We start from the raw sequence: 15,925 nt of genomic DNA, 5'->3' as shown, positions 1-15,925 counted from the left end.
CCCCGACGCGTTTCCCGGGCCGAGTCGGGCCGAGCCCCCCGACGATTTGAGCGTTGCTCAATGTGACATCCGCCAAGCTCTTCCTACATGGTTTCCGTCCTGGAGACCGGAGGTTTAGAGTCATGCTCTAAATCCTCGAAAGCGAGGAAGGCAAGGAGGTGCCGCGACGTGAGACTGACCCCCACGGAACGCGACCGGCTGCTGCTCTTCGGGGCGGCCGAGCTGGCCCGCGCCCGCCGCGCCCGGGGACTGAGGCTGAACGTCCCCGAGGCGACCGCGCTGATCGCGGACACCGTCTGCGAGGCCGCCCGCGACGGAGCACGGCTCGCGGAGGCGATCGAGCGCGCCCGGTCGGTGCTCGGCCCGGACGACGTGCTGCCGGGCGTCGCCGACGTGGTCACCGAGGTCCATGTCGAGGCGGTCTTCGACGACGGCTCGCGGCTCGCGGTCGTCTCCGACCCCATCGGGGGCGGACTCGGCGAGGACGCGCCGGGGGCGCTGCTGCCGGGACCCGACCACGCCGAGCCCGAGGCGGCGCTGCGGCTGACGGTCACCAACACCGCGACCGTGCCCGTCTCCGTCACCTCCCACTTCCACTTCTTCGAGGCCAACCCGCGCCTGGACTTCGACCGCGAACGCGCCTACGGCACGCGCCTCGCCGTCCCCGCCGGGTCCTCGGTGCGGTTCGGGCCGGGGGAGAGCGCCGAGGTCGGCCTCGTACCCATCGGCGGGCGGCGCGTCGCTATCGGGTTCGCCGGTCTCGTCGACGGACCGCTCGACGCGCCGGGCGCCAAGGAAGAGGCCCTGCGCCGCGCGGCGGCCTGCGGATATCTGGGAGTCACGCCGGAAGGAGGCGAGCGATGAGCCGCTCGAAGGGACGCGAGATCAGCGAGTCGGTCCACATCGACCCCCACGCCTACGCCGCCACCCACGGCCCGCGCGCCGGGGACCGCCTCCGCCTCGGCGACTCGGGCCTCGTCATCCGCGTCGAGTCCGACGCCCAGCGCCCCGGCGACGAGTTCCTGGCCGGCTTCGGCAAGACCGCCCGCGACGGACTGCACCTCAAGGCCGCCGCAGTACGGGAGACCTGTGACGTCGTCATCAGCAACGTCGTCGTCATCGACGCGGCCCTCGGCATCCGCAAGGTGTCCATCGGCATCCGCGAGGGCCGCATCCACGCCATCGGCCGGGCCGGGAACCCCGACACCCTCGACGGGGTCGACGTCGTGGTCGGCACGGGTACGTCCATCGTCTCCGGCGAGGGGCTCATCGCCACGGCCGGCGCGGTCGACACCCACGTGCACCTGCTGTCCCCGCGCATCATGGAGGCCTCGCTGGCCTCCGGCGTGACGACGATCATCGGGCAGGAGTTCGGCCCGGTGTGGGGCGTCGGCGTCAACTCGCCGTGGGCGCTGAAGCACGCGTTCAACGCCTTCGACGCCTGGCCGGTCAACATCGGCTTCCTGGGCCGGGGTTCGTCCTCCCACGACGCCCCGCTGATCGAGGCGCTGGCCGAGGGCGGCGCCTCGGGCTTCAAGGTGCACGAGGACATGGGCGCCCACACGCGGGCCCTCGACACCGCGCTGCGCGTCGCCGAGGAGCACGACGTCCAGGTCGCCCTGCACAGCGACGGGCTGAACGAGTGCCTGTCGGTGGAGGACACGCTCAGGGTCCTGGAAGGGCGGACCATCCACGCCTTCCACATCGAGGGCTGCGGCGGCGGACACGTCCCCAACGTGCTGAAGATGGCCGGCGTCCCCAACGTCATCGGCTCCTCCACCAACCCCACCCTGCCCTTCGGCCGGGACGCGGTCGCCGAGCACTACGGCATGATCGTCTCCGTCCACGACCTGAAGACCGACCTGCCGGGCGACGCCGCCATGGCCCGCGACCGCATCCGCGCCGGGACCATGGGCGCCGAGGACGTGCTGCACGACCTGGGCGCGATCGGCATCACCTCCTCCGACGCGCAGGGCATGGGCCGCGCCGGCGAGACCGTCCGCCGTACCTTCGCCATGGCCGGGAAGATGAAGGCCCAGTTCGGCGCCGACGGGGACGACGACAACGAGCGCGTGCTGCGCTACATGGCCAAGCTCACCATCAACCCCGCCATCGCCCACGGTCTGGCCCACGAGGTCGGCTCCATCGAGGTGGGCAAGCTCGCCGACATCGTGCTGTGGCGCCCGGAGTACTTCGGTGCCAAGCCGCAGCTCGTGCTGAAGTCCGGCTTCCCGGCGTACGGCGTGGTCGGCGACCCCAACGCGGCCACCGACACCTGCGAACCCCTCGTGCTCGGCCCGCAGTTCGGGGCCCACGGCGCCACGCCCGCGGACATCTCCGTCGCCTTCGTCGCCCAGGCCGCCCTCGACCAGGGCGGCGACACGATGCCGACCCGCCGCCGCAGGGTCGCCGTGCGCGGCACGCGCGGCATCGGCCCGGCCGACCTGCGCCTGAACTCCCGTACCGGACAGGTCGACGTCGACCGGCGCACCGGCCTGGTCACCCTCGATGGCGAGCCGCTGCGCTCCGACCCGGCCGACTCGGTCTCCCTCAACCGCCTGTACTTCCTGTGACGGACCAAAGGACCCCCCGTATGAACACGCCTGCCGCCGACGGCTTCCGCATGCCCCCCGAGTGGGCCCCGCACGAGCGCACCTGGATGGCGTGGCCCGGCCCCAACCCCACCTTCGACGACCCCGAGGACCTGGCCGCCTCGCGCCGCGCCTGGGCGTCGGTCGCCCGCGCGGTGCGCCGCTTCGAGCCGGTCACGGTGGTGTGCGGCCCCGGCCAGTCGGCCGAGGCACAGGCCTTGCTCGGCCCCGGCGTCGACACCGTCGAGCGCGAGCTGGACGACGCCTGGATGCGCGACATCGGCCCGACGTTCCTGACCGACGGCCGGGAACTCGCCGCCGTCGACTGGACGTTCAACGGCTGGGGCGCCCAGGACTGGGCCCGCTGGGAGCACGACGCGAAGATCGGCGCGTACGTGGCCGACCTCGCGGGCGCCCGGACGTACGCCTCCCGGCTCGTCAACGAGGGCGGCGGCATCCACGTCGACGGCGAGGGCACGGTGCTGCTCACCGAGACCGTGCAGCTCGGCCCCGAGCGCAACCCCGGCTGGACCAGGGAGCAGGTCGAGGCCGAGATCCACGCCCACCTCGGCACCAGCAAGGCGATCTGGCTCCCGCGCGGCCTGACCGCCGACTACCCCCCGTACGGCTACGGCACCCTGGGCCACGTCGACATCGTCGCCGCCTTCGCCGGCCCGGGCGTCGTCGTCGCCCACCACCAGCCCGACCCGGCCCACCCCGACCACGAGGTGACGAAGGAGGCCATCGGCATCCTGAAGTCCGCCACCGACGCCAGGGGCCGCCGCCTGGAGGTCGTCGAGGTGCCCGCCCCGACCGTGCTGGAGGCCGACGGCCACTGGGCCGACTACTCCTACATCAACCACTACCTCTGCAACGGCGGCGTCGTGCTCTGCGGCTTCGACGACCCGCGCGACGAACTCGCGGCCGGCATCTTCCGCCGGCTCCACCCGCAGCGCACGGTGACCCTGGTCGACGCGCGTACGATCTTCGCGGGTGGCGGAGGCATCCACTGCATCACCCAGCAGCAGCCGAGGATCTAGGAGCAGCACATGGCCGGTGGGCGCAGACAGGCGCCGCCGCGTGAGGACGTCCTCGCCGCCGCCATGGAGATGATCGCCGAGCGCGGCCTGGAGAAGCTCACCATGGCGGCGCTCGGCCGCGAGGTCGGCATGAGCAGCGGCCATCTGCTCTACTACTTCCGCTCCAAGGACGAACTGCTGCTGCAGACCCTGGAGTGGAGCGAGGGCCGCCTCGGCGCCGAACGGAGCCGGCTGCTCGCCCGCCCCGGCCCGGTCCGCGAACGCCTCGACGCCTACGTCGACCTCTACGTCCCCGCCGGCCACCGCGACCCGCACTGGACGCTGTGGCTGGAGGTGTGGAACCGCTCGCAGAACGCCGACGACGACGCCCGCGACCGGCAGGCCGCCATCGAGGGCGCCTGGCACCGCGACCTGGTCGCCCTGCTCGCCGAGGGCGTCTCGCGCGGCGAGTTCCGCCCCGTCGACCCCGACCGCTACGCGACCCGGCTGCGCGCCCTGCTCGACGGTTTCGCCATCCACGTGGCGATCGGGCTGCGCGGCACGGACCGGGACCAAGTCCTCGCCCATGTAAGGGAGTTCCTCGCACAGTCCCTCCTCGCGGACGCCTGACCCCGCGCCCGGGTTGTACGCAATACGGGCGATTGACCCCATGGCGTGCGATGCGGTTGTCTCGGGTGAGCCCTCGGCGCGGGGCCGGGGGGACAGGCGTCAACGGGGAAACAGGGGGAATCGTGCTCAGAACCATGCGTGGAGCGTCCGTCGCGGTGCTCGCGGGGGCGATGGTCGCGCTGTCGGCGACCTCGGCGGCACCGGCGCCGGGGCCGGGGACCGAGAGGGTGACGCTGGCGGCGACGGGGGAGCAGGGCGACGGCGACTCGTACGGCCCGCAGCTCAGCTCCGACGGCCGGTTCGCCGTCTTCTCGGGATACGCGTCCAACCTGGTGCCCGGCGACACCAACGCGCTCGCGGACGTCTTCGTGCGCGACCTGCGCAAGGGCACCGTCGAACGGGTCAACGTCGGCCCGGACGGCGCGCAGGCCGACGGCGACTCCTCGGCGCTCGCCGTCAGCTCCGACGGACGGTACGTCCTGTTCCGCTCCCAGGCCCGGAACCTGGTCGACTGGGAGACCCCGCCCGCGGACGCGGGGGCGTACGACATCTACCTGCACGACCGGCGCACCGGCACCACCGAGCGGATCAGCGTCGGCCTCGACGGGGGTTCCGCCTACGCGGGCGGTGCCGTCATGTCGGCCGACGCCCGCTACATCGCCTTCAACGCCAAGGCCGACCGGATGGAGCAGGACCCCGGCGACCTGTTCGGAGCCGTGTACGTCCTCGACCGGCGCACCGGCGCCGTGGAGCGGATCAGCAACCGCGACCGGCCGTCCAACCCCGCCCTGCTGCAGGCCATCAGCGCCGACGGCCGCCACGTGGCGTACACCCAGATGGTGCCGCGCAGCTCGAACGGCGCCACCTGGGTCCACGACCGCCGCACCGGCACCGAGGAGCGGGTCAACGTCAGGGCGGACGGCACCCCGGCCGAGCGGTACGCGCTGCCCGCCTCGCTCTCCGCCAACGGCCGGACCATCGCCTTCCAGTACTGGGGCGACGACCTGGTGCCCGGCGAGACCCCCGGCGACGACACCCATCTGTACGTCCGCGACCTGCGCACGGACGTCACCCGGCGCGTCGAACCCGGTCCGGCCGGCGAGGAGGGGCCGCGCCAGCCCGTGCTCAGCCCGGACGGCCGGTACCTGGCCTACCAGGCGGATCCCCGGTCGGCGGACGGGCGGCTCGGACCGGCCAACGTCTACCTCCGCGACCTGCGCACCGGCACCACCCGTACGGTCAGCGAATCCGTCGCCGGGGGCCCGGTGACCGACGCGTCCGTGTCGGTGTCCTGGGTGAGCGCGGACGCCCGGCGCATCGGCCTCGGCAGCGACTCCGCGCAACTGGTCCCGGGCGACACCAACGGCCACTACGACGGCTTCGTGCGCCGCCTGCGCTGAACGCCCTCTGTTCGCATCCTGAGACGGACGGTGAGCACGGGGACGGACTGTGCCAGACTGCCCCCGTGCTCTCGTTCGCCATGATTATTGGCAGCAGGCGCGCCGGTCCGCAGTGACCGCCACGTACGACCAGGTACGGGCGGACACCGTCGTCCTCGACCCGCGCGCAGACCTCTCGCACCCGCGAGAGGTTTTTCGTTTTCCTGGCCCACCCCCAGCCGGGAAGGGAGCGCGAGGGATCATAGGGGCGGTGGAGCCGGTCATTCCGGTAGACCGAGATCCCATATCAGGAGCCTTCAGATCATGACCGCACCCAGCGAACTCGACGATTCCTTCCACGTCTTCGACACCACGCTGCGCGACGGCGCGCAGCGCGAGGGCATCAACCTCACCGTCGCGGACAAGCTGGCCATCGCACGGCACCTGGACGACTTCGGCGTGGGCTTCATCGAGGGGGGCTGGCCCGGCGCGAACCCGCGGGACACCGAGTTCTTCGCCCGCGCCCGGCAGGAGATCGACTTCCGCCACGCCCAACTGGTCGCCTTCGGCTCCACCCGCCGCGCCGGCACCACCGCGGCCGAGGACCCGCAGGTCAGGGCACTCCTGGAGTCCGGCGCCCAGGTGATCACCCTGGTCGCGAAGTCCCACGACCGGCACGTCGAGCTCGCCCTGCGCACCACCCTCGACGAGAACCTGGCGATGGTCCGCGACACCGTCTCCTTCCTGAGGGAGCAGGGCCGCCGGGTCTTCGTCGACTGCGAGCACTTCTTCGACGGCTACCGTGCCAACCCCGAGTACGCGAAGGCGGTCGTCCGCGCGGCCTCGGAGGCCGGCGCCGACGTCGTCATCCTCTGCGACACCAACGGCGGCATGCTCCCGGCGCAGATCCAGGCCGTGGTCGCCACGGTGCTGGCCGACACCGGCGCCCGGCTCGGCATCCACGCCCAGGACGACACCGGCTGCGCGGTGGCCAACACGCTGGCCGCGGTGGACGCGGGTGCGACCCACGTCCAGTGCACGGCGAACGGCTACGGCGAGCGCGTGGGCAACGCCAACCTGTTCCCGGTGGTGGCGGCCCTGGAGCTGAAGTACGGCAAGAAGGTCCTCCCCGAGGGACACCTGCGCGAGATGACCCGCATCTCGCACGCCATCGCCGAGGTCGTGAACCTCACTCCCTCCACCCACCAGCCCTACGTCGGCGTCTCCGCCTTCGCGCACAAGGCGGGCCTGCACGCCTCCGCCATCAAGGTCGACCCGGACCTCTACCAGCACATCGACCCCGAGCTGGTCGGCAACACCATGCGGATGCTGGTCTCCGACATGGCGGGCCGGGCCTCCATCGAGCTCAAGGGCAAGGAACTCGGCATCGACCTCGGCGGCGACCGCGAACTGGTCGGCCGGGTCGTGGAGCGGGTGAAGGAGCGGGAGCTCAAGGGCTACACCTACGAGGCCGCCGACGCCAGCTTCGAACTCCTGCTGCGCGCCGAGGCCGAGGGCAGGCCCCTGACGTACTTCGACGTCGAGTCCTGGCGGGCGATCGTCGAGGACCGCCCCGACGGCACCCACGCCAACGAGGCCACCGTCAAGCTGTGGGCCAAGGGCGAGCGCATCGTCGCCACCGCCGAGGGCAACGGCCCGGTCAACGCCCTGGACCGGGCGCTGCGCGTGGCCCTGGAGAAGATCTACCCGCAGCTCGCCAAGCTGGAGCTGGTCGACTACAAGGTCCGCATCCTGGAGGGCAAGCACGGCACCCAGTCCACCACCCGCGTCCTGATCTCCACGAGCGACGGGGCGGGGGAGTGGTCCACGGTGGGTGTCGCGGACAACGTGATCGCCGCCTCCTGGCAGGCCCTGGAGGACGCCTACGCGTACGGGCTGCTGCGAGCCGGCGTGGAGCCGGCGAAGTAGCGGAGGCAGAGGCCGCGGGCAGCGGCGGAAGAGGCAGAGGGCCGGCTCCCGTCCCCGGGCCGGCCACCTGCAACCGTGTCCCTTTGTCCCCCATCCGGGTACTTTTTGTCCCGCATCGGGTACTTTCGAACGTATGAAGGGTGTGCGCACCGCATTTCTCGTACGCCTGCTGGTCCTGCCGATCGTGGCCGCACTGGCGGTGCTGACGGCCGGTGCGCCGGGCGCGCACGCGGCCACCGACGTCTCCGAGATCGCGGCGGCACTGCGCCAGAGTCCCGTGTACGTCGACCCGGCCGCCTCCGGCCAGCTGTCGCGGGCGGACGCAGAGGCGCTCGCCGACAAGATCGAGGACGCCGACAAACCCGTCTTCGTGGCGGTCCTGCCCGAGGGCTACCCCACGGACAACCTCTTCCAGAACCTCCGTACGGAGACCGGTGTCACCGGCCTGTACGGCATCCGGCTCGGCGACCGCTTCGACGCCCGCGCCGACAGCAGCGTGCTCAGCCGCCAGGGAGTGTCCAACCTGGTCACGGCCGTGCAGGACGCGGGTGACCCCAAGGCCCAGCTGAACGACTTCGTCGACGACGCGCTGCGCAGCGTGCGCGGCTCGGCCCCGGTGTCCTGGGACCCCGGTGCCGACTCCGTCCCGACCGGCGCGCTGATCGCCACGGGCGCGGTGCTGGTGGCCGGCGGCGCGGGCGCCTACGCGCTGGTGCGCCGCAACCGCCGCCGCCACGAGGAGGAGCAGCGGCAGGCGCTGGAGCGGCTGCGGGTGGTGGTGGACGAGGACATCACGGCGTTCGGCGAGGAACTGGACCGGCTGGACTTCCACCCGGCGGAACCCGGCGCGGACGACGCGATGCGCGCGGACTACGAACGGGCCCTGGACGCCTACGAACAGGCCAAGACGTACATGGCGGACGCCCGCCGGCCGGAGGACGTCCGCGCCGTCACCCAGGCGGTGGAGGACGGCCGGTTCTCGCTGGCGCAGCTCGCCGCCCGCAGGGAGGGCAGGCCGCTGCCCGAACGCCGCCCGCCCTGCTTCTTCGACCCGCGCCACGGCCCCTCCGTCGCGGACGCCACCTGGACGCCACCGGGCGGCACCACCCGCGAGGTGCCGGTCTGCGCCGCCGACCGCACCCGCCTGGCCGAGGGACGGGACCCCGAGATCCGCGAGGTGGACACCGACCACGGCCGCCGCCCGTACTGGGACGCGGGACCCGCGTACGGCCCCTGGGCCGGCGGCTACTTCGGCGGCGGCATCCTGCCCGGCCTGCTGGTGGGCACGCTGCTGGGCAGCATGATGGCCACCCCGTCCTACGCGGCCGACTACGGTGCCGGCTACGGCGACTTCGGCGGCCACCAGGGCGGTGACGTCTCCGGCGCGGACTTCGACACCGGTGACTTCGGCGGCGGCTTCGGCGACTTCGGCGGCGGCGGGTTCGGCGGAGGCGGCGGTGACTTCGGAGGCGGGTTCTGACCGCGCGCCCCGCCGGCCTCAGCGCACCAGGGCCCGGCCCCGCACCCGGGTCCCGCCGCGCCGAAGGCCCACGGCCGCCGTGCCGAGGGCGAGGGCGACGAGCCCGGCGCTGACCCACAGGGGCGACCGGTAGCCCAGTCCCGCACCGATCGCCGTACCCCCGGCCCAGGGGCCCAGCGCGGCGCCCACGTTGAACGCGGCGGTGGCGAAACCGCCGGCCAGGGTGGGGGCGCCCGGCGCCGAGTAGAGCGCCTGCGCGATCAGGGTCGAGCCGACGCCGAAGGACAGCGCACCCTGCACGAGCACGAGGCCGAGCGCGACGACCGGACGGCCGGCGCCGAGCGCCAGGGCGGCCCACCCGGCGCACAGGGCGGCCCCGCCCGCCGCCAGCACCGCCACGGGCCACCGGTCGGCGAGCCGCCCGCCGACGCTCACCCCGATGAACGACCCCACTCCGAACAGCGCCAGCACGCCGGGGACCCATCCGGCACCGAGCCCGGTGACATGGGTGGCCAGGGGGGCCAGATAGGTGAACGTGCAGAAGGTCGCCCCGTTCACCAGTGCCCCGAGCAGCAGCGTGACCAGGAGGCGCGGGCTGCGCAGGGCCTCCAGCTCGCCCCGCAGCGGGGGAGGGGCGGCATCGGCGGCCCCGCCCGGCACCGACCGGGCGACGGCCAGGACGGCGGGCACGGACAGCAGGGCCACCGCCCAGAACGCGGAGCGCCAGCCCCACACCTGCCCGAGCAGCGCCCCGGCGGGCACCCCGACCACGCAGGCCAGCGTGACCCCGCCCAGCAGTGTGGACGTGGCCCGGCCCTTGGCCTCCGGAGCGACCATGCCCGTGGCGGTCACCAGGGCGACGGCGAGGAAACCGGCGTTGGCCAGCGCCCCGACCAGCCGTGTGGCGAGCAGCACCTCGAAACTGCCGGTGACGGCACCGACGACATGTACGGCGAGGAAGACGGCCAGGAACCCCAGCAGGGCCCCGCGCCGCGACCACCGCCGGCCGAGGCCCGCCATCAGCGGTGCGCCGACGACCATTCCCACCGCGAAGGCGGAGGTCAGCGCCCCCGCCGCCGGCACGGTGACCTGTAGATCCCTCGCGATGTCCGGCACCAGCCCGGACAGCATGAACTCGGACGTTCCCTGGGCGAACACGGCAAGGCCCAGCAGAAGAAGAGCGAACGGCATGAAGAAACTCCGCACCCCGAAGTCGACGTCTGACACGACACGGCGGACGGCCGTCCGGCGGCGATCACGACGCGACGACTCCGGGTACGCGCGGAGCGCGCCCGTCAGCCCGGCATCACGAACAGCCACCGGAGGACCGGTGGCCGGAGTCTGGATGCCTCGGGGCTGTTCACGGTGGCAGGGTATCCGGCTCCCGGCGGCCGGGCCACGGATTTCCGGCCGGGAGGGGCCGGACGGGCCGGCCGAGGGGCCGCGGCGGCCGTCCGTGCGGCGCGGACGCACCGGCGGAAACCGGCGGCGGGTGCAGGTGGCGCGCGGCTACGGTGAGCCCATGCCGCACACGACCGCTCTCCTCGTCATCGACATGCAGAACGCCCTGGTCGCCATGGCGCACCGGGCCGGCGAGACCGTCGCCGCGATCGCGGGGCTGAGCGAGCGGGCCCGGGCGGCCGGCGTACCCGTGGTGACGGTGCGGCAGCGGGACGAGGAACTGGTGCCCGGGACCGAGGGCTGGCAGGTGGTGCCGGAGCTGGCGCCCCGGGAGGGGGAGCCGGTCGTCGACAAGACGACGCCGGACAGCTTCCTGGACACCGGCCTCGACGGGATGCTGCGGGCGCTCGGTGTCACCGAGGTGATCGTGACCGGGTTCGCCACGGAGATCTGCGTGGACACCACGGCGCGGCAGGCGCTGAGCCGCGGCTACGACCTGGTCTACGTCGCCGACGGGCACACCACGTCGCGGCGCGGCGCGGCGGACGCCGGCCTGGTTCCCGCGGACCGCTCGATCGCCCAGTACAACACGATCTACCGGACGATCGGCTGGCCCGGCCGCCGTATCCGGGTCCGGGCCGCCGCCGACGTGGAGCTCACGCCTGCCTGATCGCCGAGATGTCGAAGTTCAGCTTGATCTTGTCGGACACCAGCATGCCGCCCGTCTCCAGCGCCGCGTTCCAGGTCAGCCCCCACTCCGAGCGCAGGATCTCCGCCTTGCCCTCGAAGCCGACGCGCTCGTTGCCGAAGGGGTCCTTCGCGGAGCCGTTGAACTCCAGGTCGATGGTGAGGGGCTTGGTGGTGCCGAGGATGGTCAGGTCGCCGGTGATGCGGTAGTCGTCGCCGCCCAGGGCCTCGGCGCGGGTGGAGCGGAAGGTCATCGTCGGGAACTCGTCCGTCTTGAAGAAGTCCGCGCTCTTGAGGTGACCGTCGCGGTCCGCGGAGCCGGTGTCGATGCTGTCCATGACGACGTCGAGGGAGGCCGTGGACCGGGACGGGTCGGTGCCGTCCAGGTGCAGCGAGCCGCTGAAGTCGAGGAACTTGCCCTTGACGTTGGTGACCATGGCGTGGCGGGCGACGAAACCGAGCGTCGTGTGGGACGGGTCGATCGTGTAGTCGCCGGTCAGCGCGGCGAGGCCGGGGCTGACGGCGGCGGGGACGGTCTCGGTGGTTTTGCTGCGGCCGAAGATGCCCATGACGTGCTCCTGAGGGGACGGGGGCATGGCCGGAACGCCACGCCCGCTGAAGTTGAATGTTCAACCAATCGAACGCGCTCGACTGTAGCGGCATTCCGTTCAACATTCAACATCGCCCGTGGTGTGCGTCACAGTCAAGAGCGGTGCGGCGGCGAGGTCCTGGTGTGGACGTACAGCCGGCGCCGGTCGCCGACGTCGATGGGCTGCGGCAGCGGAAGCTCGTACCGCACCGGCATGCCGTGGTCGGCGAGCTGCCGGCGCGGGTTGTAGACCCGGTTGAACTTCCACAGCATCCGGGCGAAGTTGGTCTGCCCCCGCAGCAGGTTGCGGCCGAGGACGCGCGCCGCGCCGAACGCCGTGCGCAGGCCCAGGTGCTTGCGGTTGATCACGGCCTGGGTGCGGACCAGCTCCTCGTAGAAGCGCTCCAGCGGCAGCGTGGTGGGGACCACGGCGTGCTGGATGTCGAAGAGGCGGTAGTCGCGGGTGGTCAGCCGGCGCGACTCGGTGTGCCAGATCTCCGTACCGGGATAGGGGGTCATCACGGTGAAGTGCACGATCTCGGGGACCGAGAGCGCGAACTCCCGGACCACGCGGAAGCGCTCCTCGTCCCAGGCCGGATCGACGATGAGGTTGATGGCGACCTGGATGCCCATGCGGCGGGCCGCCTCCAGCGCCCGGAAGTTCTCGTCGGGGCTGACGCGCTTGCGGAACAGGTCCAGTCCCTCGGCGTCGATGGCCTCCATGCCCAGGAACATGTAGCGCAGGCCCAGCCGCGCCCACCGCTCGAAGACCTCGGGGTGGCGCAGCAGCACGTCGCTGCGCGTCTCCAGGTAGTACTGCTTGCGGATGCCGCGCCGCTCCACCTCGGCGGCGATCGCGTCGCCGTGCTCGGGCCGGATGAAGGCGACGTCGTCGACGATGAACACGTTGGGCTCGCGGATGCGCGCCAGGTCCTCGGCCGCGGCCTCGGGGGACGCCTTGCGGTAGCTGCGGCCGTAGAAGGTCCAGGCGGAGCAGAACGAGCAGTCCCAGGGGCAGCCGCGGGTGAACTCGATGGACGCGCACGGGTCCAGTTCGCCGATGAAGTACCGGCGGCGGTGCCGCATCAGGTCGCGGGCCGGGAGCGGGGAGTCGATGCCGTGCAGCATCAGCGGCGCCGGGCCCCGCCCGGCGGCGGTGACGATCCCGGGCACGCCGTCCACCCCGCCGTCGCGGACCGCCTCCAGCAGCGGCGCGATCGCCGGCTCGCCCTCGCCCCGGACCACCGCGTCCACCGTGCCCGCCGCCTGCTCCAGCACGTTCTCGGCGACGAAGGAGACGCTGTGCCCGCCCAGGAAGACGAAACAGCCCGGGGCGGCCCGCTTCACGTTCGCCGCCAGTTCGATCGCCTCCGGGATGTTCGCGAGGTAGTTCAGGGAGATGCCGAGGGCCTCCGGCCGGAACGACCGCACCTCCTCGCGCAGCGTCGCCCGGCCGAGCACCTGGAGGTCCACGACCCGGACCTCGTGCCCCGCCTCGCGGGCCGCCCCCGCCACCCGTTCCAGGCCGAGGGGTTCGAGCCGCAGGAAGATCTCGGAGTACATCAGCGCGCTGGGGTGGACGAGCAGCAAACGCATGGTCACCTCGTCACGGGATCGGCGGCGCACCGGAACGAAGGGGAACCGGAACGAACGGGACGTCTGCTCCCTTCGTATCCGGCGGGCCCGCGCACCGCACGGCCCGTACCGCCGCCTGGCGGCACCGGGCGCCCGCACGGGTGGCGCGTTCCCGTCGCCGTCGTCCCGCGGATGCTGTTCCGCATCTCCTGCCGACGTGATAGACGCCATGAACATGACCTCACTGCGGCCTCCGCGACGTCCCGCCGTCCCACCCTCCCGCCGTGCCGTCCTGCTCGCGGCGGCCCTGTCCGCCACCCTCACCCCGGCCCTCGCCCCGCCGGCCACGGCCGCCGCCGAACCTGCCGCCGACCCCTACGACACCCTCCGCGGACGCTGGCTCGACATCGCCCTCGGCACCGGCTACGACCCGGCCGCCGAACCGTACGCCTCCCGCCTGGCCCGGACCGGCGAACTCGCCCGCGGCTTCGCCGCCACCATGGCCCCGGCCCCCACCTCGCTGTGGCCCGGTCACCCCTTCGACCCGCCGGCCGGCATCACCTTCGCCTACGGCCGCCTGTGGACCATGGCCCAGGCGTACGTCCAGCAGGGCACCGGCAGCACGGGCGACGAAGCCCTGCTCGCCGACGTCCTGCGCGGCCTCGACCACCTCTCCGCCACGGTCTACCACCCGGGCACGACCCGCTACGGCAACTGGTGGGAATGGCAGATCGGCAGCCCCCGCCTCCTCATGGACATCACCGCCGCCCTGTACGACCGCCTCGGCGCCGACCGCGTCGCCGCCGCCTGCGCCGCCGTCGACCACTTCGTTCCCGACTCCGCGCTCGGCGACTACACCGGCACCTCCACCGGCGCCAACCGCGTCGACCTGTGCCGCTCCGTCGCCCTGCGCGGCATCCTCGGCCGGGACCCCGCCAAGATCGCCCTGGCCCGCGACGCGCTCTCGCCGGTCTTCCCGTACGTCACCGAGGGCGACGGCCTCCACGCCGACGGCTCGTTCGTCCAGCACACCTGGGTCGCCTACTCGGGGACGTACGGCCAGGTCCTGCTGGACGGACTCGGCCGCCTGTTCACGCTGCTCGCCGGATCGGAGTGGGAGGTCACGGACCCCGCCCGGCAGATCGTCCTGGACAGCGTCGAGCACGCCTACGCCCCGCTGATCCACGACGGGCTGGTCATGGACGCCGTCAACGGGCGCGCCATCAGCCGCGGCCTCCTCAAGAGCGACGACCTGCACGTGATGCGCAGCGACCACTTCCACGGGCAGCAGCTCATCGCGGCCATGGCGATCCTCGCCGGCGGCGCGAGCGACGCCGAGCGGCGGCGCTGGTACGCGCGGATCAAGGGCTGGATCGAACGGAATACCGTCGCCCCGGTCCTGACCGCCCCGCAGTACGGGGTCGCCGACCTGGCCCGGCTGCGGGCGATCGCCGCCTCACCGGTCGAGGCCGCGCCCGAACCCACCGGGCACCGGCTCTTCGCGGCCATGGACCGCGCCGTGCACCGCGGCACCGGCTTCACCGCCGGCCTCGCCATGGCCAGTGACCGCATCACCCACTACGAATGCGGCAACGGCGAGAACCCGCGCGGCTGGCACACCGGCGCCGGGATGCTCTCCTGGTGGGCGCACGGAGCCGGGCCGGACCAGTACACGGACTGGTTCTGGCCGACCGTCGACTGGTACCGCCTGCCCGGCACCACCGTCTCCACCCGGCGGCTGCCCGACCGGGCGGGCGGCGAATGGGGCGCGCCCAGGCCCGGCGTGCGCTGGGTCGGCGGCACGACCGACGGCGAGTACGCGGCGGTCGGGCAGCATCTCAAGGGGCTCGGCTCGACCCTCGAAGCCCGCAAGTCCTGGTACTTCCTCGACGACGCGGTGATCTGTCTGGGCGCCGGGATCACCTGCGCGGACGGCGTCCCGGTCGAGACGGTCGTCGACAACCGCAACTTGGGGGAGGGCGGCACCGCCGCCTTCGTACGCGGACCGGGCTGGGCCCACCTGGAGGCTCACGGCGGCTGGGTCGTGCCCGAGGGCGACCTGCGCACCCTGCGTGAGGACCGCACCGGCGCCTGGTCCGACATCAACGCCACCAGCACGACCGAGCGCCGCACCCGGCGCTGGCAGACCCTCTGGCTCGACCACGGCACCGACCCCGTCGACGCCGGCTACGTCTACGTCCTCATGCCGGGCGCCTCCCGGCGGGCCGTCGCCCGGCGCGCCGCGGACCGCCGCTGGATGTCCGTCCTCGCCAACGACGCCCGCCGCCAGGCGGTCGCGGTCCCCGCGCTCGGGCTGACCGCCGCCAACTTCTGGCAGGCCGGCACCGCCGGCCCCCTCACCGCGACGGCCGGCGCGAGCGTGCTGGTCCGCCGCCGGGGGCGTACCGCTACGCTCTGCGTGAGCGAGCCGCCGCGCACGGGGGAGCCGCTGGAGATCGTCTGGGACCACCCGGTGCGGGGGACGGTACGGGCCGACGAGACGGTCGAGATCCTCGCGACGGGCCGCCGACTGCGCCTCCGTGTCACTCCAGGGACGGTATGTACCACCCATGAATGTGAGGTGATTCTCAGCTGACGGCTTTGTGCGACCCCTACAAGCATCCGGGCCTCTGAGCAGTCGAAAC

The 15,925-nt window shown here is 72.9% G+C and carries 12 protein-coding genes; 9 read left to right on the top strand and 3 right to left on the bottom strand.

Going from position 1 to position 15,925, the window contains the following annotated elements:
* Positions 1 to 168: 168 nt before the first annotated feature.
* The 7 genes from ureA to H0H10_RS17955 all read left to right on the top strand — a co-directional run bounded on the left by ureA (position 169) and on the right by H0H10_RS17955 (position 9,028).
* Positions 169 to 864, top strand: a complete 696-nt coding sequence (gene ureA, locus H0H10_RS17985) for an urease subunit gamma (protein ID WP_188182011.1) — start codon at positions 169 to 171, stop codon at positions 862 to 864.
* Positions 861 to 2,573, top strand: coding sequence for an urease subunit alpha (locus H0H10_RS17980; RefSeq protein WP_188182010.1), 1,713 nt, complete (start codon positions 861 to 863; stop codon positions 2,571 to 2,573). Before ureA ends, H0H10_RS17980 begins: the two co-directional genes overlap by 4 nt.
* Before the next feature lie 20 nt (positions 2,574 to 2,593).
* Positions 2,594 to 3,631: an agmatine deiminase family protein gene (locus H0H10_RS17975; protein ID WP_188182009.1), complete on the top strand. Its 1,038-nt coding sequence runs from the start codon at positions 2,594 to 2,596 to the stop codon at positions 3,629 to 3,631.
* A gap of 9 nt (positions 3,632 to 3,640) precedes the next feature.
* A complete protein-coding gene (locus H0H10_RS17970) occupies positions 3,641 to 4,240 on the top strand; it encodes a TetR/AcrR family transcriptional regulator (protein WP_188182008.1) in 600 nt (199 codons plus the stop codon).
* Between the two features lie 134 nt (positions 4,241 to 4,374).
* Entirely contained in the window at positions 4,375 to 5,640 is a 1,266-nt protein-coding gene (locus H0H10_RS17965) for a TolB family protein (RefSeq protein WP_188182007.1), read from the top strand.
* Between the two features lie 303 nt (positions 5,641 to 5,943).
* A complete protein-coding gene (gene cimA, locus H0H10_RS17960; protein ID WP_188182006.1) occupies positions 5,944 to 7,548 on the top strand; it encodes a citramalate synthase in 1,605 nt (534 codons plus the stop codon).
* Between the two features lie 133 nt (positions 7,549 to 7,681).
* A complete protein-coding gene (locus tag H0H10_RS17955; RefSeq protein WP_188182005.1) occupies positions 7,682 to 9,028 on the top strand; it encodes a hypothetical protein in 1,347 nt (448 codons plus the stop codon).
* Positions 9,029 to 9,046: 18 nt separating this feature from the next.
* Here H0H10_RS17955 and H0H10_RS17950 read toward each other — a convergent pair whose 3' ends face one another.
* On the bottom strand, positions 9,047 to 10,219 hold the full coding sequence (locus tag H0H10_RS17950; protein WP_188182004.1) for a Cmx/CmrA family chloramphenicol efflux MFS transporter: 1,173 nt from the start codon (positions 10,217 to 10,219) through the stop codon (positions 9,047 to 9,049).
* A 331-nt stretch (positions 10,220 to 10,550) separates the two neighbouring features.
* Here H0H10_RS17950 and H0H10_RS17945 point away from each other — a divergent pair, with 331 nt between their 5' ends.
* Positions 10,551 to 11,099 (top strand): cysteine hydrolase family protein, encoded by a 549-nt coding sequence (locus tag H0H10_RS17945; RefSeq protein ID WP_188182003.1) that lies wholly within the window; start codon positions 10,551 to 10,553, stop codon positions 11,097 to 11,099.
* Here the strand turns inward: H0H10_RS17945 and H0H10_RS17940 are convergent.
* Positions 11,086 to 11,685 carry a YceI family protein gene (locus H0H10_RS17940; protein ID WP_188182002.1) on the bottom strand — a complete coding sequence of 200 codons (600 nt, stop codon included), beginning with the start codon at positions 11,683 to 11,685 and terminating at the stop codon, positions 11,086 to 11,088. The two genes, H0H10_RS17945 and H0H10_RS17940, sit on opposite strands and share 14 nt — an antisense overlap.
* A gap of 134 nt (positions 11,686 to 11,819) precedes the next feature.
* The gene (hpnR, locus tag H0H10_RS17935; RefSeq protein WP_188182085.1) at positions 11,820 to 13,301 is read right to left on the bottom strand and encodes a hopanoid C-3 methylase HpnR; all 1,482 of its coding nucleotides are present in this window, start codon (positions 13,299 to 13,301) and stop codon (positions 11,820 to 11,822) included.
* A 214-nt stretch (positions 13,302 to 13,515) separates the two neighbouring features.
* Between hpnR and H0H10_RS17930 the strand changes: the two genes are divergently transcribed.
* On the top strand, positions 13,516 to 15,876 hold the full coding sequence (locus H0H10_RS17930; RefSeq protein WP_373566852.1) for a polysaccharide lyase 8 family protein: 2,361 nt from the start codon (positions 13,516 to 13,518) through the stop codon (positions 15,874 to 15,876).
* Positions 15,877 to 15,925 lie beyond the last annotated feature (49 nt).

The sequence above is a fragment of the Streptomyces griseicoloratus genome (assembly GCF_014534645.1).
Classification (GTDB): Bacteria; Actinomycetota; Actinomycetes; order Streptomycetales; family Streptomycetaceae; genus Streptomyces; species Streptomyces griseicoloratus.
Note: the sequence above shows the minus strand (reverse complement) of the source record. Positions and strands in the feature narration are given on the sequence as shown.

Coding starts and splice junctions, on each gene's coding strand:
- H0H10_RS17980 (WP_188182010.1), top strand. CDS start 861: ATGAGCCGCTCGAAGGGACGCGAGATCAGCGAGTCGGTCCACATCGAC.
- H0H10_RS17975 (WP_188182009.1), top strand. CDS start 2,594: ATGAACACGCCTGCCGCCGACGGCTTCCGCATGCCCCCCGAGTGGGCC.
- H0H10_RS17970 (WP_188182008.1), top strand. CDS start 3,641: ATGGCCGGTGGGCGCAGACAGGCGCCGCCGCGTGAGGACGTCCTCGCC.
- H0H10_RS17965 (WP_188182007.1), top strand. CDS start 4,375: ATGCGTGGAGCGTCCGTCGCGGTGCTCGCGGGGGCGATGGTCGCGCTG.
- cimA (WP_188182006.1), top strand. CDS start 5,944: ATGACCGCACCCAGCGAACTCGACGATTCCTTCCACGTCTTCGACACC.
- H0H10_RS17955 (WP_188182005.1), top strand. CDS start 7,682: ATGAAGGGTGTGCGCACCGCATTTCTCGTACGCCTGCTGGTCCTGCCG.
- H0H10_RS17950 (WP_188182004.1), bottom strand. CDS start 10,219: ATGCCGTTCGCTCTTCTTCTGCTGGGCCTTGCCGTGTTCGCCCAGGGA.
- H0H10_RS17945 (WP_188182003.1), top strand. CDS start 10,551: ATGCCGCACACGACCGCTCTCCTCGTCATCGACATGCAGAACGCCCTG.
- H0H10_RS17940 (WP_188182002.1), bottom strand. CDS start 11,685: ATGGGCATCTTCGGCCGCAGCAAAACCACCGAGACCGTCCCCGCCGCC.
- hpnR (WP_188182085.1), bottom strand. CDS start 13,301: ATGCGTTTGCTGCTCGTCCACCCCAGCGCGCTGATGTACTCCGAGATC.
- H0H10_RS17930 (WP_373566852.1), top strand. CDS start 13,516: ATGACCTCACTGCGGCCTCCGCGACGTCCCGCCGTCCCACCCTCCCGC.